Annotated in this window: 19 protein-coding genes and 2 pseudogenes; 13 read left to right on the top strand and 8 right to left on the bottom strand. The window is 68.2% G+C overall.

Features of this window, described 5'->3' with window-relative positions; genetic code table 11:
• Positions 1 to 120: 120 nt before the first annotated feature.
• The 3 genes from AOQ37_RS33160 to pepN all read left to right on the top strand — a co-directional run bounded on the left by AOQ37_RS33160 (position 121) and on the right by pepN (position 4,040).
• Positions 121 to 873 (top strand): nucleoside 2-deoxyribosyltransferase domain-containing protein, encoded by a 753-nt coding sequence (locus AOQ37_RS33160; RefSeq protein ID WP_063781203.1) that lies wholly within the window; start codon positions 121 to 123, stop codon positions 871 to 873.
• Positions 874 to 1,069: 196 nt separating this feature from the next.
• The gene (locus AOQ37_RS40560) at positions 1,070 to 1,237 is read left to right on the top strand and encodes a hypothetical protein (protein ID WP_159401394.1); all 168 of its coding nucleotides are present in this window, start codon (positions 1,070 to 1,072) and stop codon (positions 1,235 to 1,237) included.
• A 202-nt stretch (positions 1,238 to 1,439) separates the two neighbouring features.
• On the top strand, positions 1,440 to 4,040 hold the full coding sequence (gene pepN, locus AOQ37_RS33155) for an aminopeptidase N (RefSeq protein ID WP_062650010.1): 2,601 nt from the start codon (positions 1,440 to 1,442) through the stop codon (positions 4,038 to 4,040).
• Here pepN and AOQ37_RS33150 read toward each other — a convergent pair.
• On the bottom strand, positions 4,037 to 5,026 hold the full coding sequence (locus AOQ37_RS33150) for an NAD-dependent epimerase/dehydratase family protein (RefSeq protein WP_062650008.1): 990 nt from the start codon (positions 5,024 to 5,026) through the stop codon (positions 4,037 to 4,039). The two genes, pepN and AOQ37_RS33150, sit on opposite strands and share 4 nt — an antisense overlap.
• Positions 5,027 to 5,343: 317 nt before the next feature.
• Here AOQ37_RS33150 and lanKC point away from each other — a divergent pair, with 317 nt between their 5' ends.
• The 5 genes from lanKC (at position 5,344) to AOQ37_RS33130 (ending at position 12,427) form a co-directional block, all read left to right on the top strand.
• Complete coding sequence (gene lanKC, locus AOQ37_RS33145) at positions 5,344 to 7,980, top strand: class III lanthionine synthetase LanKC (RefSeq protein WP_062650006.1); 2,637 nt, start codon at positions 5,344 to 5,346, stop codon at positions 7,978 to 7,980.
• The gene (locus tag AOQ37_RS40945) at positions 7,977 to 8,093 is read left to right on the top strand and encodes a class III lanthipeptide (protein ID WP_199825121.1); all 117 of its coding nucleotides are present in this window, start codon (positions 7,977 to 7,979) and stop codon (positions 8,091 to 8,093) included. The genes lanKC and AOQ37_RS40945 overlap by 4 nt, the downstream gene beginning before the upstream one ends.
• Positions 8,094 to 8,187: 94 nt before the next feature.
• Positions 8,188 to 9,921 (top strand): ABC transporter ATP-binding protein, encoded by a 1,734-nt coding sequence (locus AOQ37_RS33140; protein ID WP_062650004.1) that lies wholly within the window; start codon positions 8,188 to 8,190, stop codon positions 9,919 to 9,921.
• Positions 9,921 to 11,756 (top strand): ABC transporter ATP-binding protein, encoded by a 1,836-nt coding sequence (locus tag AOQ37_RS33135; RefSeq protein ID WP_062650002.1) that lies wholly within the window; start codon positions 9,921 to 9,923, stop codon positions 11,754 to 11,756. The genes AOQ37_RS33140 and AOQ37_RS33135 overlap by 1 nt, the downstream gene beginning before the upstream one ends.
• A gap of 236 nt (positions 11,757 to 11,992) precedes the next feature.
• Entirely contained in the window at positions 11,993 to 12,427 is a 435-nt protein-coding gene (locus AOQ37_RS33130) for a DDE-type integrase/transposase/recombinase (protein WP_078890459.1), read from the top strand.
• Positions 12,428 to 12,448: 21 nt separating this feature from the next.
• Here the strand turns inward: AOQ37_RS33130 and AOQ37_RS33125 are convergent, their stop codons facing one another.
• The 4 genes from AOQ37_RS33125 to AOQ37_RS33110 all read right to left on the bottom strand — a co-directional run bounded on the left by AOQ37_RS33125 (position 12,449) and on the right by AOQ37_RS33110 (position 15,488).
• The gene (locus AOQ37_RS33125; protein WP_267888028.1) at positions 12,449 to 12,961 is read right to left on the bottom strand and encodes an MmyB family transcriptional regulator; all 513 of its coding nucleotides are present in this window, start codon (positions 12,959 to 12,961) and stop codon (positions 12,449 to 12,451) included.
• Between the two features lie 147 nt (positions 12,962 to 13,108).
• Positions 13,109 to 13,911, bottom strand: a protein-coding gene (locus AOQ37_RS39150) for an IS5 family transposase (protein ID WP_107085362.1) whose coding sequence is annotated in 2 segments (ribosomal slippage) — positions 13,109 to 13,567 and positions 13,570 to 13,911 — 801 coding nt in all. Because the reading frame shifts where the segments join, the coding sequence is not laid out codon by codon here.
• Positions 13,912 to 14,030: 119 nt separating this feature from the next.
• Complete coding sequence (locus tag AOQ37_RS33115) at positions 14,031 to 14,714, bottom strand: siderophore-interacting protein (protein WP_062649998.1); 684 nt, start codon at positions 14,712 to 14,714, stop codon at positions 14,031 to 14,033.
• Positions 14,715 to 15,128: 414 nt separating this feature from the next.
• Positions 15,129 to 15,488, bottom strand: a complete 360-nt coding sequence (locus tag AOQ37_RS33110; RefSeq protein WP_062649996.1) for a darcynin family protein — start codon at positions 15,486 to 15,488, stop codon at positions 15,129 to 15,131.
• A 239-nt stretch (positions 15,489 to 15,727) separates the two neighbouring features.
• On the opposite strand from AOQ37_RS33110, the gene AOQ37_RS33100 reads away from it, so the two are divergent.
• Positions 15,728 to 16,300 (top strand): TetR/AcrR family transcriptional regulator, encoded by a 573-nt coding sequence (locus tag AOQ37_RS33100; protein ID WP_062649992.1) that lies wholly within the window; start codon positions 15,728 to 15,730, stop codon positions 16,298 to 16,300.
• A gap of 68 nt (positions 16,301 to 16,368) precedes the next feature.
• Here AOQ37_RS33100 and AOQ37_RS41540 read toward each other — a convergent pair.
• Positions 16,369 to 16,446, bottom strand: a pseudogene (locus AOQ37_RS41540) (IS5-like element ISNeu3 family transposase); the annotation flags it as partial.
• A 166-nt stretch (positions 16,447 to 16,612) separates the two neighbouring features.
• Here AOQ37_RS41540 and AOQ37_RS33095 point away from each other — a divergent pair.
• Together AOQ37_RS33095 and AOQ37_RS40555 are read left to right on the top strand one after the other, a co-directional pair.
• A complete protein-coding gene (locus AOQ37_RS33095; RefSeq protein ID WP_078890457.1) occupies positions 16,613 to 17,842 on the top strand; it encodes an IS701 family transposase in 1,230 nt (409 codons plus the stop codon).
• A 159-nt stretch (positions 17,843 to 18,001) separates the two neighbouring features.
• Positions 18,002 to 18,727 (top strand): hypothetical protein, encoded by a 726-nt coding sequence (locus tag AOQ37_RS40555; RefSeq protein WP_062649990.1) that lies wholly within the window; start codon positions 18,002 to 18,004, stop codon positions 18,725 to 18,727.
• An 8-nt stretch (positions 18,728 to 18,735) separates the two neighbouring features.
• On the opposite strand, the pseudogene AOQ37_RS39140 reads toward AOQ37_RS40555, so the two are convergent.
• Positions 18,736 to 19,359 (bottom strand): annotated as a pseudogene (locus AOQ37_RS39140) (IS5 family transposase); the annotation flags it as partial.
• A 244-nt stretch (positions 19,360 to 19,603) separates the two neighbouring features.
• On the opposite strand from AOQ37_RS39140, the gene AOQ37_RS33085 reads away from it, so the two are divergent.
• Positions 19,604 to 20,176: a hypothetical protein gene (locus tag AOQ37_RS33085; protein ID WP_062649988.1), complete on the top strand. Its 573-nt coding sequence runs from the start codon at positions 19,604 to 19,606 to the stop codon at positions 20,174 to 20,176.
• 176 nt (positions 20,177 to 20,352) lie between these two features.
• Here AOQ37_RS33085 and AOQ37_RS33080 read toward each other — a convergent pair whose 3' ends face one another.
• Positions 20,353 to 21,222, bottom strand: coding sequence for an IS5 family transposase (locus AOQ37_RS33080; RefSeq protein ID WP_063781202.1), 870 nt, complete (start codon positions 21,220 to 21,222; stop codon positions 20,353 to 20,355).
• Positions 21,223 to 21,423: 201 nt separating this feature from the next.
• Between AOQ37_RS33080 and AOQ37_RS33075 the strand changes: the two genes are divergently transcribed.
• A complete protein-coding gene (locus AOQ37_RS33075) occupies positions 21,424 to 21,831 on the top strand; it encodes a hypothetical protein (protein ID WP_159401393.1) in 408 nt (135 codons plus the stop codon).
• The last annotated feature ends 185 nt before the right edge of the window (positions 21,832 to 22,016 follow it).

Genomic DNA, 22,016 nt, shown 5'->3' with positions numbered 1-22,016 from the left:
TCCCCGGTCGGGACACACGGCTCCGTGCGTCCCGGCCAATTCGCCGATCCCGCCGGCCCCGCCGATCCCTCTGTTCCTGATTCCTGATTCCTGATTCCTGATTCCTGCCGAGGAGATCTCATGCCACGCGATGTCGCTGTGATCCGCGCGGGTCAGCCCTGGCCCGCGCACTGGTCGGTCTCCGTCTACCTGTGCGGCCCCACCCCCCGCGATCCCCTGACTCCCTCCTGGCGTCCGCCCACCGAACTCCTGCTGCGCGAGCAGTGGGACGGGGACGGCCGCCTTGCCGTCTTCCTGCCCGAAGCACCCGAGGGCGAGCCCGAACCGCCCTACGCGCAGCAGATCGCATGGGAGGAGGCAGCCATGCACGCGGCCGACGCCATTCTGTTCCATGTGCCGCGTGACCTCGCCAAGCTGCCCGGTCTGGTCACCAACGTGAAATGGGGGACCTGGCACGACAGTGGCCGCGCCGTCCTCGATTCTCCGCCCGAGGCTCAGCGCAACGAATACCTGCTGCATTTCGCGAGCGCGCTGTCGGTTCCCGTGACGGACAATCTGCCCGACGCCGTGGCGGAGGCACTCAGGCTGGCCGGACCGGCCGCACGACGTGAGGGCGCCGAGCGCCACATTCCCCTGATTCTCTGGCTGTCGGCGGAGTTCCAGCAGTGGTTCGAGGGGCTGGCCGCCCGTGGTGACATCTTCTTGGGGGGACGCCTTCTCTGGAGCCGGGGCAACCCCGCCACCCACTGGGTTCTGGAGGCCCGGCTGCGCTCGGCCGATTCCGCGGCGGAACGGGTCGAGCTGGTGTCGCGCGGCGAAGGTCTCGACCGTCCCCGTTCGTCCTCCCCCGGGCCGGCCACCCCGGGCGCGTAGGACGACGTCTCGCCGACCGAACGCGACTCCTCCGAACAGCCCTTCAGGGTGTTTTGCCAGGATTGTCGCATGTCGCTTTACTGCCAGGCACCTTGTTGAAGAGTTCCGACGGCCCCATGCACCGCCTGCGGGATCCAGGCTGTACCACGACCGGTGGAAAGCTTTTGTCCACCCGCACGCACAAGGAGAATTTGCCATGAAACGCCTTTTCCGCTCACGGCCGATGTGGTCCTACGCAACGGTTGCCGCTCTCCTCGCCGTTGCCCTCCTCGGATACGTGCAGCCCAGCGATCACGAGCAGTCCAGGAACACGGCGATCGGCAACCGGAACATCCACACCAGTGACACCTCCTGGGGAGGCTGAGCCTCCTACGGCCCCCTCTGCCGGGGAGTCGGACGGAAGGACTCGCTGCCGGACGGAGGATCGGACGACGCGTCCTGTCCTCCACGGCTGCACGGCTGCACGGCTGCACGGCTGCACGGCTGCACGGCTTCGACTGTTCCCCCAGCCCCGGCCCGTTCCGGACGCGGGTCCGTCGCTCCATCCACAGCGAGGAGATGACCGCGTGCCTGGCACAAACCTCACCCGCGAAGAGGCGCAGCAGCGGGCGAAGCTGCTCACCGTTGACTCGTACGAGATCGATCTCGATCTCTCCGGCGCGCAGGAGGGCGGCACCTACCGGTCCGTGACCACGGTGCGCTTCGACGCGGCCGAGGGCGGTGTCGGGTCCTTCATCGACCTGGTGGCCCCGGCCGTCCACGACGTCGTCCTCAACGGCGACGCCCTCGATCCCGCGGAGGTCTTCCAGGACTCCCGGATCGCGCTCGCGGACGTCCTGGAGGGCCGCAACGTCCTGCGGGTCGTGGCCGACTGCGCGTACACCAACACCGGTGAGGGTCTGCACCGCTTCGTCGACCCGGTCGACCAGCAGGCGTACCTCTACACGCAGTTCGAGGTGCCGGACGCCCGCCGGGTCTTCGCGAGCTTCGAGCAGCCCGACCTGAAGGCGACCTTCCAGTTCACCGTGAAGGCGCCCCACGGCTGGACCGTCGTCTCCAACTCGCCGACGCCGGAGCCCAAGGACGACGTCTGGGAGTTCGAGCCGACGCCCCGCATCTCCTCGTACATCACGGCGCTGATCGTCGGCCCGTACCACTCGGTGCACAGCGTCTACGAGAAGGACGGGCAGAGCGTGCCGCTGGGCATCTACTGCCGGCCCTCGCTCGCCGAGTTCCTCGACTCGGACGCCATCTTCGAGGTCACGCGGCAGGGCTTCGCCTGGTTCCAGGAGAAGTTCGACTACGCGTACCCGTTCGAGAAGTACGACCAGCTGTTCGTACCGGAGTTCAACGCGGGCGCGATGGAGAACGCGGGCGCGGTGACCATCCGCGACCAGTACGTCTTCCGCTCGAAGGTGACGGACGCCGCGTACGAGGTGCGGGCGGAGACCATCCTGCACGAGCTGGCCCACATGTGGTTCGGCGACCTCGTGACGATGGAGTGGTGGAACGACCTGTGGCTCAACGAGTCCTTCGCGACCTACACCTCCATCGCCTGCCAGGCCTACGCCCCTGGCTCGCGCTGGCCGCACTCCTGGACCACCTTCGCCAACTCCATGAAGACGTGGGCGTACCGGCAGGACCAGCTGCCGTCCACGCACCCGATCATGGCGGAGATCAACGACCTCGACGACGTGCTCGTCAACTTCGACGGCATCACGTACGCCAAGGGCGCCAGCGTCCTCAAGCAGCTCGTGGCGTACGTCGGCGAGGACGAGTTCTTCCGGGGCGTGCAGGCGTATTTCAAGGCGCACGCGTTCGGCAACACGCGCCTGTCGGACCTGCTCGGCGCGCTGGAGGAGACCAGCGGGCGCGACCTGGGCACCTGGTCGCAGAAGTGGCTGCAGACCGCGGGCATCAACGTCCTGCGCCCGGAGATCGAGACGGACGCGCACGGCGTCATCACCTCCTTCGCGATCCGCCAGGAGGCCCCGGCCCTGCCCGCGGGCGCGAAGGGCGAGCCGACGCTGCGCCCGCACCGCATCGCGGTCGGCCTCTACGACCTGGACGACGCCGCGGGCGGCAGCGGCAAGCTGGTGCGCGGGGACCGCGTCGAGCTGGACGTGGACGGCGAACTGACCAAGGTCGCCGAGCTGGTGGGCAAACGGCGCCCGGCCGTGATCCTGCTCAACGACGACGACCTGTCGTACGCGAAGGTGCGTCTCGACGAGCAGTCCCTGGCCTTCGTCACCGAGCACCTCGGCGACTTCGAGGCCTCGCTGCCGCGCGCCCTGTGCTGGGCCTCGGCCTGGGACATGACCCGTGACGCCGAGCTGGCCACCCGCGACTACCTCTCGCTGGTGCTGTCGGGCATCGGCAAGGAGTCGGACATCGGCGTCGTGCAGTCGCTGCAGCGGCAGGTGAAAACGGCCGTCGAGCTGTACGCCGACCCGAATGCCCGCGAGGCGCTGCTGACCCGCTGGACGGACGCCACGCTGGCCCACCTGCGCTCCTCCGAGGCGGGCGGCGACCACCAGCTGGCCTGGGCGCGCGCCTTCGCGGCGACCGCCCGCACCCCCGAACAGCTGGACCTCCTGGAGGGCCTGCTGGACGGCCGGGAGACCATCGAGGGCCTGGCCGTGGACACCGAACTGCGCTGGGCCTTCGTGCAGCGCCTCGCCGCGGTGGGGCGCTTCGACGAGGCCGAGATCGCGGGCGAGTACGAGCGCGACAGGACGGCCGCCGGCGAGCGCCACGCAGCGACCGCCCGGGCCGCCCGGCCCACCGAAGAGGCCAAGGCGGAGGCCTGGGCCTCGGTCGTCGTCTCCGACAAACTGCCGAACACCATCAGCTCCGCGATCGTCGAAGGCTTCGTCCAGGTGGACCAGCGAGCGTTGCTCGCGCCGTACGCCGAGCGGTACTTCGCAGCGGTCAAGGGCGTCTGGGACGCGCGTTCACCTGCGATGGCCCAGCGGATCGTGGTCGGCCTCTACCCATCGGTCCAGGTCTCCCGGGACACACTGGACCGGACGGACGCGTGGCTGGCCTCGGCCGAGCCGAGCCCGGCCCTGCGCCGACTGATCTCGGAGTCGCGTGCGGATGTCGAACGCGCCCTGCGCTCGCAGCGCTCCCATGGAGTGGGAACGGGAAGGTCGAACAGGCTCTAGGGAAGGCTCAGAAGCGCCGCCTCCTGCTCCTCGGTCAGCCCCTGCCTCAGCGGCGGTTCACCTCGTTCCCGGTCCCAGGCCAGGACCTTGGCGGCAGTCGTCGCCAGCGGTGTGGCGGGGAGTCCGTGCCGCCTCGCCCGGGAACCGCTCAGCCGAAAGAGCCGCTTTCCCCCGGCCGACAACTCAAGCAGCGGCAGTACAGGCTCACTCGCCGCCGGCACCGGCACCGGAACGATGCCCACACTGGTGCCCGCCGCCTGCGCGCACGCCTCGACCATGCCGGTCATCGTCGTCGGCAGCGCCGGTCCGACGGCATTGAAGACGCCCGGCCGGTCGTCCACCAGCAACTGCCACACGAGGGCGGCGAGGTCGTGCACGTCGACGACCTGGACGGGCTGCTCCGGCTGTCCCGGCAAGGCGATCCGACTGCCCCGCGCAGCGCGGCGCACCCACCAGGTGAACCGGTCGGTCGGGTCGTACGGCCCGGCGATGATGCCCGGCCGCACCAGAGTCGCCCGTGTCCCGTAGCGTGCGAGCACCTCGTCCTCACAAGCGGCTTTGAGCGGTCCGTACGTTTCCAGCGTGATGTCCTCGGTGTCACGCAAGGGGGTGAGGCGTGGCGCGTCCTCGTCCCATACGCCGTCGTGGTCGTCCGTCTCCGACGTGTCGTAGACCATGATCGACGATATGAACAGATAGCGCCCCACCCGATCGCCGAGCACGTCGGCCGCCTGCGTGATGTGACGGGGCACGAATCCGGTGACGTCGACCACCGCGTCCCAGCCGTCGCCGTCGCCATGACTGTCGGTCTTCAGTGAATCGTACTGTCCGGATTCACGGTCGCCCAGCCGGCGCGTCGCCTGGGGGAAAAGGCCGGGATTCGTACGTCCCCGGGAGAAAAGAGTGACATCCGCACCCTCGGCGAGCGCGCATTCGACTATCGCACGTCCGACGAACGAAGTGCCGCCCAAGACCAGAATTCGCATGTATCCCACCTCGTGTACGCGTGTGCTCACGTCCCTGGATCCGGAGCGCGAACAATTCGGCCGCTCTCCGCCGAATCACCGTCCCTGATTCTTGTCCGCATCTCAAGGCCCTACTCCGGACAAGTACCCGTGACCGTACCGGTTCGAGGCGGCGCGGCCACCGGATTCCGTGCCGGATCAGCCGTCCGACCATGAGCGGGTACCGAGTGTTCGTGACTTTTCCCGCCGACCCCCCGGACGCACACTGGTGAACACGGAGCCCACTCCGGCACCCGATGGGGATGCGGTATCAGCACCATTGCGCGGAGGAATGCGAAGTGGAAGACTACCTGCCTTACTGTCACGCCGACAAGTTCTTCTATGAGCACCCGTCCGCGGCCGGTGGCCCGAATTTCGCGATGGCCGACCGCTCCCTTCCCGAAACCTGGAACAAGGCCTCCGACGGCTACTGGACCTACTTCGGGCGCAAAGGCAAGGACATCCCGGAGCAGGGCTGGAAGATTCACGTGTCGGTCCGCCCCGAGGACGCCGAAGACACGATGGAAATCGTCGCCGCATACTGTCTCGCGCAGGATGTCGACTTCAAGTTCCTCACCAAGCCGACCACACACAGGTCGCTCAACGACAAAGGCGCGAACCGAGGCAGCAGCGGCAAGCTGATCACCATGTACCCGGATGACGAAACGGCGCTCACGAACGCGCTGGACGTCCTCGCCGGGAAACTCTCGGGGCGCTCCGGCCCTTACATACTGAGCGATCTCCGCTGGGGCGACGGACCGTTGTACGTCCGCTACGGCGGCTTCCGCAAGATGTACTGCACGGACGAGAACGGCCACGAGCAGCTGGCCGTCCGGCGTCCCGACGGGACACTCGTACCGGACAGACGGGAACCCCGGTTCCACGTTCCGGACTGGGTGTCGGTCCCGGACTCCGTCGCGCGGATGATGGAGACGCACGCCACGGCAGCCGTCGACGGTATGCCCTATGCCGTGGAGAGCGCCCTGCACTTCTCCAACGCCGGCGGTATCTACCTGGCTCGCGACCCCTCGACCGGCCGGCGGGTCGTCCTGCGCGAGGCACGGCCCCACGCGGGACTCGACGGGAGCGGACGTGACGCGGTGTCACGGCTGTACGCCGAGGCCGAAACCCTGCAAGCCCTGAGCGACTTGGAGTTCGTACCCTCTTTGCTGCGGACGTTCACGGTATGGGAGCACCACTTCCTCGCCGAGGAGTACATCGAGGGCGACACCTTGTGGAGCTACCTCGCCGCGCACAACCCGCTCACCAGCGGCACGCAGGAGCCGGAGCGGGCCACCGCCTACGCGGCGGAGGCGCTGGGCCTGTGCGACCAACTGGAGCGGGCCCTGCAGGAACTGCACGACACGGGATACGTGTTCGCGGATCTGCATCCACGCAACATCCTGGTACGGCCCGACGGGCGGATAGCCCTGGTGGACTTCGAGATCGCGTACCGCCCGGACCGTGGGCCCGCACCCCGTCTCGGGTGTCCCGGTTTCATCCATCCCGAGGTGCTGGACGGCCCGGCGCGGGACTGGTACGCCCTCGACTGCATTCGGCTGGCCATGTTCCTGCCGCTGACCACGCTGCTCGACCTCGACAAGAGCAAGATCGACGACTACGCCGAGATAATCGGCGAGCACTTCCCGTCAGCCGCCCCGGCCATGACGGCCACCCAGGTGTCGATGCGTCGTGCGCTCGGCCTCCAGTACATCCCGGCCCGGCCCGGCAGCGGGTTCACGGCCGCGGCCGGGGACCCCAGCGGTCCGGCCATGGACGCTCTCCTGGACAAGATACGGGAGGCCGTCGCCGAGTCCGCCACCCCTGAGCGCACCGACCGGTTGTTTCCCGGTGACCCGCGTGCGCTGACGGACGGTGGGTACGATCTGGCCCACGGCGCGGCGGGAGTGCTGTTCGCCCTGCACGATGCCGGTCACCCGGTGGATCCGGGTCATGTCGACTGGCTGGCGAGGACGGCACTTCGGGTGCCGGCGCGGGCCGGCCTCCACGACGGACTGCACGGAGCGGCACTCGTGCTGCACGGCCTGGGCCGCGAGGACGAGGCGCTGCGCGTGCTGGAACGGGCCGATGCCGCCGCGTCGTCGGTGGCGGCGCCGCACCTGCGTGGCGGGCTCGCCGGCATCGGGTTCACGACGCGCTACTTCGCGTCGGTGACCGGCGACTCGGTCTGGCGGGCTCGCACGGACGAGGTGATCGACCGCCTGGCCTCGCAGCTCTCCGTCCCCGGCACGTCCCGTGCGGCAGGCCTCATGGACGGCTGGACCGGAGCGGCTTCTCTCCTGCTCCGCACCTACGAGGACACCCAGGACACCGGCTGTCTCGACCTCGCGAAGAAGGCGCTCGACCGCGACCTGGACTTCTGTGAGGCGAACGGCGACGGCGAGGTGTCCGTCAGAGACGGAAGGCGTCTCCTTCCGTACCTCGGAACGGGCAGCGCGGGACTCGCGGAGCCCATGGCGGCCTACCTGCGGTTCCGCGAGGACGAACGCCTGCGAGAGACCTACCGGGGAATCCTGCTGGCCGCACAGGCGCGGTTCACCGTCGAGCCCGGCCTCCTCGCGGGCCGGGCCGGCCTGATGGCGATGCTGGCCGCACAACCCGAGTTCCCCGGCCGCCGCGAGGCACTGACCCGTCACGTCCGAGGTCTCGCCTTGCACGCCGTGTCCCTGAAGTCCGGTATCGCCTTCCCCGGCCGCTGGCTGCTCCGTCTCTCCATGGACCTGGCCACCGGTGGCGCGGGAATCCTTCTCGCCCTGTGCGCCGCGCGCCGGTGCATCGGTGCGGAGGACCGGCCGGCAGTGGACACATCCCCCTCGATTTGGTCGCAGTCGACCGGGCTACCGCTCAGCCGGAGCCCGCTGCGATCGAAGACTCCGGGACATTCCCGGAGTGCTCTCACCCTGGAGGAAGCATGAACGCCGTTCTCGACTTGCAGATCCTGACCACCGACGACTCCGCCGAGCCGGAGATCGCCCTGGCGCTGAGCAGCAGCATCAGCAACCACTGCACCGCTGCCATCGACGCCTGACCACACCGGTAGTGCAATGGGTCGCGCACCTCGGCGCCGGGGTGCGCGACCCCCACTCGTCGGCCCACGCCCAAGCCAACGCCCAGAGGCAGCGTTGCTCATACGACTTCTACGGACCTATCTCAGGCCCTACCGCGGCCCTGTCGTCCTGCTGACGCTGCTCCAGCTCCTGCAGACCTGTGCCACGCTCTGCCTGCCCACCCTGAACGCGGCGATCATCGACAACGGCATCGCCGAGGGCGACACCGGATCCATCCTCCACGACGGACGCCTGATGACCGGTGTCTCACTGGTCCAGGTGGTATGCAACATCGGCGCCGTGTACCACGGGGTGCGCATAGCGTCGGCACTCGGCCGGGACGTGCGTGCCGCCGTCTTCGACCACGTCCAGTCGTTCTCCCTGCGTGAGGTCGCCCACTTCGGAGTACCCTCGCTGGTCACCCGCACCACGAACGATGTGCAGCAGGTCCAGACGCTGGTCCTGATGACCCTCACCCTCCTGATGTCGGCGCCCGTCACGGCGGTGGGCGGCATCGTGATGGCGCTCGGCCTGGACGTGCCGCTGTCCGGGGTGCTGGTCGTGGCCGTACCGGTACTGGGTGTCTGCGTGGCCCTGATCGTACGACGGGTCCGACCGCTCTCCCGCGCGGTACAGGAACACCTCGACCAGGTGAACCGGGTGCTCCGCGAGCAGATCACCGGCAACCGGGTGATCCGGGCCTTCGTCCGGGATGCGTACGAGACGCGGCGGTTCGCGCAGGTCAACGGCGCCCTGACCCGGGTGTCGACGGACTCCGGCAGCATGCTCGCGCTGCTGACCCCGACGGTCATGACGGTGGTGAACCTGTCGTCGGTCGCGGTGCTGTGGTTCGGCGCGCACCGTGTCGACGGTGGAGACCTGCGGATCGGCGAACTGACCGCGTTCCTCACCTATCTCACGCTGATCGTCAACTCCGTGATGACGGCCGCGGTCCTGTTCATGCTGGTACCCCGTGCCGAGGTGTGCGCCGAACGCATCCGTGAGGTGTTGGACACCCCTGCCGGCGTCGCACCGGCCGCCGAGCCCGTCACCGAGCTGCCCCGCCACGGGCATCTGGAGATCCGCGGCGCCGGCCTGCGTCACCCGGGTGCCGAGAAGCCGGTGCTGCAGGCGGTCGACCTGGTGGCGCGGCGCGGCGAGGTGATCGCCGTCATCGGTTCCACGGGCAGCGGCAAGACGACCCTGCTCGGCCTGGTGCCCCGGCTCTACGACCCGACCGACGGTGAGGTCCTCGTGGACGGTGTCCCCGTCGCGGACATCGACCCGCACCTGCTCGCCCGGACGGTCGGTCTGGTCCCGCAGAAGCCGTACCTGTTCACCGGCACGGTCGCCGGCAATCTCCGGTACGGGCGCCCGGAGGCCACCGACGAGGAACTGTGGCACGCGCTGGAGGTGGCACAGGCCAGGAGCTTCGTCGAAGGCCTGGAGGGCGGACTCGACGCGCCGGTCTCACAGAGCGGCGCGAAGATGTCGGGCGGTCAGCGCCAGCGGCTGGCCGTCGCCCGCGCGATCGTGCAGCGGCCCGAGATCTACCTCTTCGACGACTCCTTCTCCGCACTGGACCCGGCCACCGACGCGGCCCTCCGGGAGGCACTCGCGCGGGAGACCGACGAGGCGACCGTCGTGATCGTCGCGCAACGGGTGTCGACCGTACGGGACGCCGACCGGATCGTCGTGCTGGACGAAGGACGGGTCGTGGGCACCGGACGGCACCGCGAACTGATGGCGCGGAACGAGACCTACCGGGAGATCGTGCTCTCCCAGTTGACGGAAGCCGAGGCTGCCTGATGACGCGGCGGGGAACGATCGAGGGCGGGGCCGGTCAGCGCCCGGCGGACTTCACCGCGTCGGGCAGACGCCTCATCGTACGGTTCGCCGCCGAACGCAGCACCGCGTGCGCCCTGTTGGCCTGTCTGGTCGCCAGTGTGGTCCTGAACGTGACCGGGCCGAGGATCCTCGCCGCGGCGACCGACCTGGTGGTCGACGGCGCCTCCGGCCGGCCGGTGCCGGCCGAGGGCGAGGGCGGTGTCGACTTCGCCGCCGTGGCCCGGGTGCTCCTGCTCGCGCTGGCCGTGTTCGCGGTCGCCGGTCTGCTGATGACGGTGGCGACCCGGCTGGTGAACCGGGCCGCCAACCGGACGATGTACCGGATGCGCGAGGACGTCCAGGCCAAGCTGTCACGACTGCCGCTGTCCTACTTCGACAACGGGCAACGGGGCGAAGTGCTCAGTCGTGCCGCCAACGACATCGACAACGTCGGGCAGACGCTCCAGCAGTCCGCGAGCCAGCTCATCAACTCGATGCTGACCGTCGTCGGTGTCCTGGCGATGATGTGCTGGCTGTCGTGGACCCTGGCGCTGATGGCCCTCGTCACGGTGCCCTTGTCGTTCTTCGTCGCCGCGTACGTCGGGGCGCGGTCGCAGCCGCACTTCGCGCGGCAGGGCCGGGCCGTCGGCAGGCTCAACGCGTACGTCGAGGAGATGTACACCGGGCACGCGCTGGTGAAAGCGCTCGGACGCCGGCAGGACGCCACGCGACGGCTGGCCGAATGCAACGAGGAGCTCCACGAGGCCGGGCTCCGTGCCCAGCTCCACAGCGGCATCATGCAGTCCTTGATGATCTGTGTCTGCAACCTGAACTATGTGCTGGTGGCCATGGCCGGCGGGCTGCGGGTCGCCTCCGGGTCGCTGTCCATCGGTGACGTGCAGGCGTTCATACACTACTCGCGGCAGTTCTCCGTGCCGATCACACAGATGGCGTCGATGGCGACCTTGATCCAGTCGGGTGTCGCCTCGGCCGAGCGGGTCTTCGAGCTCCTGGACGCCGAGGAGCAGCGGGCCGACCCCGTCGAGGCCGCACCGCCGGTCGCCGTGCGCGGGCGGGTGGCGCTGGAGCACGTCTCGTTCCGGTACGAACCCGGCAAGCCGTTGATAGAAGACCTGTCACTGACGGTCGACCCGGGCCGCACCGTGGCGGTCGTCGGCCCGACGGGCGCAGGGAAGACCACGCTCGCCGGTCTCCTGATGCGGTTCCACGAGATCTCCGGCGGACGCATCACCCTCGACGGGGTGGACATCGCGACGATGCACCGGGATCACGTGCGCGGCGCGGTCGGCATGGTGCTGCAGGACACCTGGCTCTTCCGCGGCACCGTCGCGGAGAACATCGCCTACGGCGCCTCGGGCGAGGTCACCCGCGGCGAGATCGAGGAGGCGGCCCGGGCTGCCCAGGCCGACCGGTTCATCCGCACGCTGCCGGACGGCTACGACACCGTGATCGGTGACGAGGGTTCCGGGGTGAGCGCCGGTGAGAAGCAGCTCATCGCCATCGCGCGGGCGTTCCTGTCCGACCCCGTGCTGCTCGTCCTCGACGAGGCCACGAGTTCGGTGGACACCCGAACGGAGATCCTGATCCAGAAGGCGATGGCCGAACTCGCGCGTGGACGCACCTCGTTCGTCATCGCTCACCGGCTCTCCACCGTCCGGGACGCCGACACCATCCTCGTGATGGGGAACGGCTCGATCGTGGAACAGGGAACGCACGAGGAGCTGCTGGCCGCCGACGGCGCCTACACCCGCTTGTACCGGGCGCAGTTCGCGCGGGCGGCGGCAGAGACCGGCTGAACGGGCCCGCAAAGGTTTCGTCGCTGCCGACCTCGGGCAGCAGGTCACACACGATCCCATGAATCCGGGCAAAGGTCGCCCCCGCTACCTACTACGCGCGCCGCAGACGCCAGGCCGCGCCGTCCGCCAGAACGGGGCGGGACGGGGTGATCACCACGCTGCCCGGTGGGCAGGTCGAGCGGGCTCCGGACCTGGCCGACCGTGACTTCGTGGCCGGCGTCCCGAACCGGTGATGGGTGGCGGACTTCACCCATGTGAAGGCCTGGGCAGGCGTCGTCCACGTCGCCTTCGTCGTGAACACCTTCTCCCGCCGGATCGTCGGCCGGTCCGCGGCCACCGTGAAGGAAACGGTCTTCGTGCCGGACACCCTGGAGATGGCGCTCCGGCAACGCGACCGTGATGAACACCCGGTTCGGCCAGGCAGGTTGATCCATCACTCGGACGCCGGGTCGCAGTACACGAGTTCCCGGCTTGCCTACCATCCGGACACCGCAGGCATCACGGCCTCCATCGGATCGGTCTGCGACGCCTACGACAACCCCTTGACGAAGAGCCTGATCGGCCTGTTCAAGACCGAGTTGATCAAGCCCCGGCGGCCATCGACATTCAATATCTCTACCGAAACCGGAGCGGTCCGCAAAGCCATGTTGGGTGATCCGTACCAGTCGTGAGGCGAGCAGCCTGAAGGTTCCCTACGGGTGGGATGTCGTCCAGCTGGCCATGATGTGGAGCGCGTCTTGCGCGGTTGAACCAGGAGTGACGCTGTACATGAGCAGGGTCTGGCCAGGGTCGGCGGCCAGGGGTGTGGACTCGAAGGGCAGGGTGAGACCACCGACCAGGGGATGTTCGATCCGGTGGGTTCCGGTGTGCGCGACATGGACGTCGTGGCGAGCCCAGCGTGATGCGAACTGTGGGCTGCGAGCGGCCAGCTCATCGGTCAGTTCGGTCAGGAGGCGGTCGCACGGGTTGCCGGCGGACTCTGCCCGCAGGGCGTTCGCGATGTCGTCCGCGATCATGCTCCAGTCTTGCCAGAACGTTCGTGCGCCGGGGTCGGTGAAGGCGAAGTGTGCTGTGTTGGCGTTCCCGCAAGCGCCGTACATGGGCTGGTACAAGGCCTGTCCCAGGGCGTTCGCGCCGACGACGTCCAGGCGGCCGTTGAGGACCAGGGCGGGTGTGGTGGTCATGGAGTCGAGAATGCGCTGTATGGAGGGGCGCAGTACGGGTGCTGCGGTGGCCGGGCGGCACGGCCGTATCCCGCTGCCGGTGCGGATGAGGTCCAGCAGGTGGGCGTGTTCGGTTTGATCGAGGCGCAGGGCGCGGCTGACGCTCTGCAGGACGCTTTAGACGTCATTTCAGTTGGTGAGCCTGCGGTGGCATATGAGGGTCGCAGCGATAGCCGTGAAGGCCAGGAAGTGTTCTGGCTTTCGCTCGTAGCGGCGGTGGAGGCGTCGGCAGCCGGACAGCCAGGAGACGGTTCGTTCCACCACCCAGCGGTGTCTCCCAAGCCGTTGGGATGACTCGATGCCTTTGCGGGCGATGCGGTGCCGGATGCCGCGGGAGGTCAGCCATCGCCGCAGGTGCTGGTAGTCGTAGCCCTTGTCTGCGTGCAGTTTCCCGGGCCGTCGGCGGCGCGGGCCACGGCGTGAGCGGATGGGTGGGATGCCGCGGACGAGCGGGATCAGGGCCTGGCTGTCGTGGAGGTTCGCGGCGGAGATGCCGATCGACAGCGGCAGGCCGCTGCGGTCGACGATGAGGTGGATTTTCGATCCCTTCTTGCCTCGGTCGGTCGGATTCGGTCCTGTCAGCTGCCCCCTTTGAGGGCCCGGACGCTCACGGAGTCGATCGCGCAGCGCGACCAGTCCAGACCGCCCTGGGATCCGAGTTCGTCCAGGACCAGGCGGTGGAGCTTGGCCCACACCCTGGCCTCGGTCCATTCGGTGAACCGGCGGAAGGCGGTCACGCCTGACAGTCCGAAGCCAGGTGGCAGTTGGTTCCAGGTGCAGCCCGAGGCCACGAAGATGATCGCGGCCAGCACCTCGCGGTCCCCTCGCCGACGGTGTCCTCCGCCTTGCGGGCGTTCGGGCGCCGGCGGGACGACCCGCTGGAACTCCCACAGATCTTCAGGCGCCAACCGTTCGACAAGCGCAGCAGTCATCACCCCAGACTGCCGCAAGATCACACCAACTGAAATGACGTCTAAGCATCAGCCCCGAGCAGCATGGTTGGCCGGGCAAGTGCCAGTTGAGTGGCGGGCGGAGGAGTACGCCTTGGCTGTCATTCCATGCCCTTCTTGCCCGGCGTCCAGAAGGGCTTGGTCAGGACCGCGCGCCGGTCCCAGCCAGCTTGCCGGAGCACCTGCCGCACTGCTTGCACGTCCCGTGCCTCTCCGGCGACATAGGCGATCCCGCCGGGTGCGGGGGCGAGTCGTCGTACCGCGTCCGGCAGGGACGTCTCGCCCCGGAGTACCCAGTCCAGTCGGTCGCCGCATGGCAGGGGTAGCCGGTCCGTGGCTGTTGCTGTCTCGATGCACCCGGAGACCGCGGCGTCCCTGGGCAGCGCCGCAAGCATCGCACCGAACGCGACCGAGGCCGTCTCGTCGCCGACGAAGAGATGGTGGGTGGCGTCGGGGCGCAGCGTGAAGGTGCCCTCGGGCCGCCGCAGCCGCACCTGTTCGCCCGGTGCGACAGTGTGGCCCCACCGGGCGCCCGGTCCACCTTCGGCGTGGTCCAGTACGCACAGCTCGACGCCGCCGGACGGGTCGTAGTGCCAGATCGAGTACGTACGGAGGGTGAGTCCGCCCACCAGGACACGTACTTGCTGGCCCGGTTGGACCTCCAAGCCGGCCAGTTGTCCGCTCTCGATGCGCAGCCGACGTATCCGGGCGGTGAGCTGCTCGGCCTCGGTGACGGTGCCGCGCATGGCCAGAAGATCGAGGACGGGGTTCAGGACGGCGGGCATTGAGGCTCCTCAACGGGGCGGGGTGTTGTACTCGGCCGGAGGCAAAGCGCGATATCGTGTGTTTGCACGATTTCGCGATCGTGCGCGTCTGGGTGATGTTCTCGTAGCCGGCGAACACGGCCAGCGGCGCCACCGGCAGAGTGACCGGAGCGGGCGGACAGGGGGATGTCGGCGGGCCGCGGCGCCCAGGCTGGTGCGGGCATCCAGGGCTGTGATGCCCAGAGACCGGAGTCCAGGCCCGCCTGGTGCGGCGAGAGCAAGGCCGCTGCACTGCGGGCGAGTGCTGGCGCTGCCGGATGGGTGTCGGCCGAGACGGCTGGGAGCCGGGGCGCGTGCTTCCGGTGCGAGGTTGGCCCGGTGCCGAATCGCGGTTCGACGGACGGTTGCCTGCGCGCCGCACTGGCTGACGCACGCTCAGGCGTCGACGGTCGCCAGAATGCCGGGGTCGTAGTTCTTGGCATACCCGTTCTCGACACCCACAAGAATTTCGACGACCTCGAAGTAGTGGTCCCAGAACGGCGTCTCGCGCAACGCCTCGACGACCAACTGGAAGGACTGGTGATCGCGTGCCTCCCAGACCCAGATGTCGGTGACGCGGGCGGTGTAGAACTCGGTGTCGAAGTAGCGCCAACGTACGTCCTTGGCTTTGTCCTTGACGGCGGGCAGGACGCTCTCCTGGAAGGCGGCGACGCGCTCCGGCACGGACAGCTCCAACCAAGCTCGATTGGTCTTGAGGAGGATGAACGCCGTTACGGCGGGCTCGAAGTCGGACATGGGGAATCTCCTCGCGGGATGCTGGATGGTGGTCACGATGAACCTCGACCGGGCCGGGAAGGTCGGATTCCAGCCGGGAAGCTTGCGGGTGCCCGTGACCTCTGCGACGAGGGCGGGCGTGACCCTCGCCCACCGGTTTCGGTTCACTGTGTACCGAAACTCTAAGAGGTATCGGTGCACGGTGTCCAGTTATTCGGTGAGGCGCTGATCCCGTCGGGCGGCCTCGGTACCATGGCGGGATGATCGAGACGAAACGCCGCGGTGGCCGACCCCGCAGCGAGCAGGCGCGCGAGGCCGTCCTGCACGCCGTCGACGATCTGCTGCTGGAGGTCGGCTACGCGGCGATGACCATGAAGGGCATCGCTGTGCGGGCGGGCGTCGGGCGGCAGACGGTCTACCGCTGGTGGTCGACGAAGGCGGAGATCCTCTTCGAGGCGTGTGTGGACGACGCCGAGGAGGAACTCGCCGTCGAGCCGGCGGGCACCCGGCTCGACGAGGTCACGTCCTACCTCGACGCGCTGATGCGCTTCCTCGCCTACTCACCGGCTGGAGCCGGCTACCGCGCCCTGCTCGCGGCCGCGCAGCACGATCCGGCGGTGAAACGGTTGATCGCGACCAAGGACGTTCTCAGGGACAGCGCGAGGGCTGTCCTGCATCGCATCGACCCGCACCGGACGGCCGGTGATTATGCAATCGACCTGCTGATCGGACCCACCTTCTTCTGGATCATGAGCGGGCGCGACCCGGCACAGCTCGACATCCACAAGCAGGCACGAAGCTTCTTCCATGGTTTCGGGTCTGAGGAATTCTGAGGGCGAGCCCTCCGCGTCACTCCCGGCCACATACCGACGGCTGTCATCGGTGTCTCGCAATAGACCGTCTTCCACTGGCTGAACCGCTCGGGCAGATCACGCCACTGGACGCCGGGCCGCACCAGGTGCAGAATCCCGTCGATCACCTGCCGGTGATTCTGCTACCTGCCACACTCGGCATCCGTCAGAGCACCCAACCCCATGCGCACGTCAGCGACACGACTGCGAAGTAGTCTCATGATCGGCCGGACAGGTCCTAGTAGTGCTTCGTTAGGTCTAGGCGTTGTCGCTGATCAAGAGCATGTTGGGTACGTGGACACGCATGAAGTGAACCGATTACGGGCCGCGTTGGGGCTGTTCGTGGCCGATGTGTTCGCTTCGGTGCCGCGCAGGGACCAGCGGGCCAGGGGCGAGTGCTATCTGCGCGGGCTGATGCTGGATGGCCGGCGCAAGTCGATCCAGCCGATGGCCCAGCGACTGCCGGACGGGAACATGCAGGCCCTGCAGCAGTTCGTCAACCAGTCGCCGTGGCAGTGGACACCGGTGCGGCGGCGGATCGCCGAGCGGCTGGTCGAGGTGGTCAGGCCCGAGGTGTGGGTCATCGACGATGTGTCGTTTCCCAAGTGCGGGCGGGCCTCGGTGGGGGTGGCCCGGCAGTACTGCGGGGCGCTGGGCAAGCGGGCCAACTGCCAGGTCGCCGTCAGCGTGCACGCGGCCACCGATCGTGCGTCCTGCCCGCTGGAGTGGGAACTGTTCCTGCCCGAGGAATGGGCCCACGACGCCCGGCGGCGGCAGGCCGCGGGCGTGCCCGCCGAGGTCGGGCATGTGACCAAGTCGCGTCTGGCGCTGGGGCTGCTGGAGAGGCTGGCCGGCTGGCTGGGGGCGGTGCCGGTGATCGTGGCCGACTGCGGATATGGCCGCAGTGTCTCCTTCCGTCTGGCCCTGGAGGAACACGGCTGGTCCTACGTCATGGCCGTCGACCCGAAGGAGATCGCCCGCCCGGTCGGTGTCGAGCCGTATCTGCCGCCCTACCGGGGCCTGGGCCCGCCCACGCTGCCCCGCTACCGCGAACCGGCCCGTCCCCTGCGACACCTGGTCGACTCGGGCACCGTCTTCGAAACCGTCACCTGGCGCCAGGGCAGCAAGGGCTCAATGACCTCACGCTTTGCGGTGCTGGAGGTGCGGCCCTCGGGCAAGGAAGCCACCCGCGCCGCGCAGGAACACGCCGGCGGCCGCAGCTGGTGGGACGGCGTGCTGCCGCTGCGGACCCTGCTGGTCGAACAGCCCGCAGAAGCCGACGAGCCCACCGGCTACTGGATGAGCAACCTGCCCGCCACCACCCCCACGGCCGACCTGGTGCGCTTCGCCAAGATGCGCTGGCGCATCGAGCACGACTACTGCGAACTCAAACACGGCCTGGGCCTGGACCACTTCGAAGGCCGCACCTGGCGCGGCTGGCACCACCACGTCACCCTCGTCACCGCCGCACAGGCCTTCCTCACCCTGCGGCGCTACGACCCAAAAGCCCGCACGAAAGCCTGACCCTCTACCAAGTCCTCGACGCGCTACAGGACTTGCTGCGCTGCTGGGACGGCACCTGCACCACCTGCGGCAGACCCCTCACCAGAAGAAGAACCTAACGAAGCACTACTAGGTTCTGTCCGGCGGATCATGACCGGGACACCGCAGTAGGCTGGGGCGGTGCTGCTCCCCACCGTCCCGCGCACCCGCCTGCGTTCCTCCGATCAGCCGGCTATCGACACGCCATTCGGCCCGCTGACCTTCACCACGACGATCGGGAATACCAGCCTTCCGCTGCAGCCCGATGAGCTGTTCCAACTGCCGGGTGACCGCACGCTCGCACGCTGGGTAACTCCCGGAGCCCGCGTCGAACTGCTGCTGACCCCATACGATCCCGAGCTCGACCCCGAGAACTGGGGGCGACTGATCGACTGCCGCGCAGCGGTCTGGCGAATCGACGCCCTCACACCGCTCAGGCGAGTGCAGTTCTCGGCAGGGCTTCCGGAAGGTGCCGACGGAGGGTACGACGGGGGGCAGGGACTGGCTGCGGTCACGGTGGAGGACGAGACCACCCGGCTCACTGTTGGAGGCAGTGACGAGGAAGCGATGTGCGGGGTTGCCGACGCAGGAGAGGTACCCCGGCAGTGGGCTGCGCTGATCGACGAGGTCCACAACCAGTCGTTCACCACGTGGGGCGTGGACTACGGCCACTACCGCGGCATGTCCTGGACGCTGCCCCCACTGGAGGCCGGCAATCATTGTGAACTCCCCGTAGTCGCAGCCTGGGCCCCGGCCAACGACGAGAGTGCGAACACCTGGTATGCCGTCACGCCATCGCCAACGGTGCTGCTGAGGCAGGTGACTGCCGAGCTGGCGAAGCGGGCCGATACTCCGGACGCGGGCTGATCACGGTCTCGGAGCCAGAGGCGTATCGACGCGACGGTGACGGTGCCGTGGAAGACGTAGGCACGCTTGTCATACCGCGTCGCGACGGCCCTGGAGTGCTTGAGTCGGTTGATCGTCCGCTCGACCTCGTTCCGGCGTTTGTACATCTCCTTGTCGAAGCCCGTAGGCCGGCCTCCTCGGCTACTGCGGCGCCGGCGGTTGGCCCGCTGATCCTTCGGCTCCGGGATGGTGTGCTTGATCTGGCGTCTACGCAGGTAGCGGCGATTGCGGCGGGAGCTGTACGCCTTATCGCCGCCGAGATGGTCGGGACGAGTGCGCGGATGCCCGCCACCTGGGCGCTTGACCCTGATGCGTTCCAGGACCGGGATCAGCTGTGGACTGTCGCCCCACTGACCAGGCGTGATCAGCATGGCCAGGGGACGGCGGCCGCCCTCCCCGGCAAGGTGAATCTTGGAGGTCAGGCCGCCGCGGGACCGGCCGAGGCCTTCGTCGGGGCGGTGCTGCCGAGGCGTCGATCTCCGCTTCGGGATCCGGGGTGTTCTGCGCGGTGCACCGGCAGCATGCTGTTGGGCTCGACAGGAGGTGGAATCCACGCTCACCATGCTCCAGTCGATGCGCCCCTGAAAGTCCGCCTCGATCGGGCATGGACGCTGGCTGCGTTCGGGGAGCGGATCGGCTGCTCAGCGGCCACCGTCTCGCGTCTCGAACGCCGCTCGCGAGCTGCTCACCGCCACGGCGGCCGCCGGACCGCCAACTGGACCAGCGACGTCCAGCCGGGGCTTCACCCGTTCGGGTCACACCCCGGTGGCTCCGCCTACACGCCGTCTCCACAGCTGCGCATCATGCCTCCACCCATAAATGATCCAGGGGGGATCCATGAGCCAGGACACGACGCCGCACATGCCCGCTGTGCCACCACCGCCGCCCGATCCGATGGTGAGGAAGTCGCGGACCCACGTCATCATCATCAGTTCTGCTGCCGCCGTCATCGCCGCGATCGTCGCGACCGGCATCGTGGTCACGCAGTTCGGCCATGGCGGCAGTGACCCGACCGCCACTGTCGGGCCCAGCCTCTACGGCATGGAGGGCACCGCCGCCGCTGTGCCGGAATCATCGCCGGGGACGGAGATGGAGCCGACATATTCCGACCTGGACGCCGACGACTTCACCATGGAGTTGCGCACCACCTCACGGCAGTGCTTCGGATCGGCGGGCTGCAACGTGACGGTCGAGCCGGAGTTGACCTACGTGGGCGTCTTCAACGGAATCGATCCGGACGTGGTGTACGAGATCACTTACGAGATCCAGGGTGACGAGTCCGGACCGGTCATCCAGACGGCCAAGCTGTCGAACGAGACGACACTGAATTACAGGCCGTCCACGATCAGTACGGCGTCGTCGGGCACGAAGGTATCCGTGCAGATCACAAACGTGACCCAAGAGGGCTAATGCAGACATCAAACACCCCGCACCAGGCCGCTCTGGGCAGGCTCCGTCACGCAGTGGCCTCTTGATTGACAGGGCGCGCCACGATGCGCCGACCTCAGTGTCGCCCATGCAGTGAGGACGGTTGCGGGGCGGCAGCGGATGGGGGGTTAGCTAAGAGGTCGTTTTGTCCCGGTGTTTCATCCTGGAATGCGAGTTTGTTCCTGTGATATCGGGTCGCGCCAAGAGATGGTGGCTTCGCCGGTGAGGCGGCGGGCCATTAGGTCGGTCATGGCGAGGTGGATCATGGCTTCGGAGCGGGTGGGCAAGGTCTCGTAGTCGCGTGCGAGGCGGCGGTGGAGCATCAGCCAGCCGTAGGTCCGCTCCACGGTCCAGCGCTTCGGTAGTGGGGTGAATCCCCTGGTTCCGGGCGTGCGCTGGACGATTTCCATGTCGATGCCGATCCCTGCTGCGTGCTCGACGAGGTGTTGGCGGTAGCCGCCGTCCACCCAGACCTTGCGAATGGTGGGGTGCGCGGCGGCCACCTGGTCGATCAGGTCGGTGCCTGCGACGGAGTCCTGCACGCCGGCGCCCGTGACCAGCACCGCCAGCAGTAGGCCGAGGGTGTCGGTGACGATGCTCCGCTTGCGACCCACGATCTTCTTAGCCGCATCCGTGCCCTGGCCTGCGGCCGGGACGCTGGTGGAGGTCTTCACGCTTTGGGCGTCGATCACGCATGCGGACGGCTCCGCATCCCTGCCCTCCTTCTGCCGTAACAGTCGCCGGAGCACGCCGGTGAGCTCGGCGAACACACCGTCCTTCTGCCACCTGGCGAAGTAGCCGTACACGGTCTCCCAGGGCGGGAAGTCGTGCGGCAGGTAGCGCCACTGCACCCCGGTGCGGTCCACGTACAGGATCGCGTTCGTGATCTCGCGCAGGTCATGCTCGGGCGGGCGGCCGATGTTCAGCGCATACCGGCGCCGCTCGGCCCGCCATTCCGACAGCACCGGCTCGATCAACGCCCAGCGGGCATCGGACAGGTCACTTGGATACGCACGGCGTTTGGTCATGACCAGGTGATACCGCCGGACAGAGGGCGTGCGCCCAGGCGTCTGTCCCGGCGTTGGAAGCACGGACCAGGTGGCCTCGTCAAAAAGTGCTCCTGCCGCAACCTTTGCGACGGCCGCATTGTGAAGTCCCGCTTGATGGCCACTCCACTTGAGTAGCCGTACTCAGGCGTGTGGCCGTCCGTCCGCTTCAGTATGGTGAGCATGTTGAAGTGGGTCCTGGACATTGGCCTGGCGGTCCTGTTGGCAGGGCTCGAAGTGGCGGCGCTGGTTGCCTTCTTGTTCGTCGAAGGCATGAAGAAGTGGGCTGCCAAGGGAGGGCCGGTTCCCGGTGAGACGAGTCGGCTCTTCCTGGTCCTGGGCGTGGGGTCGACTTGCTCGGCGCTGATCAGCTACGGCTTCTCCTGGGCTGATCTGCCGGTGGCCTGCGTGTCTCAGGCGGTCTTGGCAGTGCTGCTGATCCTGGGTGCAGGAACCGAGTGCGGCATGCGCATCAGCAGATACCGATTACGGCGCCGTCTTCGCCGAGAACGTCGTCGCTGGCACGAGTCCCAGCGCGAAGGCGGTGGAAATACATCGGCTCCGGTCCGCCGGTGCTGGCGGCGGCGGTGATCCCTCGTCACTGAACCGACCATGCGGCGGACGTCCTGGGATGAGACAGGCGTAAGGCGCGTTCCGCCTCTCGGGTCACCCCACACGACCCACGCCCTGCATCCGACTCGTCAGCCCCGCCACGACGACACCCACACGCCGAGGAATACGGTGGAATATTCACTTCAAGGACGAAAACGACCTCT

The sequence above is a fragment of the Streptomyces maremycinicus genome (assembly GCF_001184025.1).
In the GTDB taxonomy this organism is placed as follows: Bacteria; Actinomycetota; Actinomycetes; order Streptomycetales; family Streptomycetaceae; genus Streptomyces; species Streptomyces maremycinicus.
This window is presented reverse-complemented; position numbering and strand designations above follow the sequence as displayed.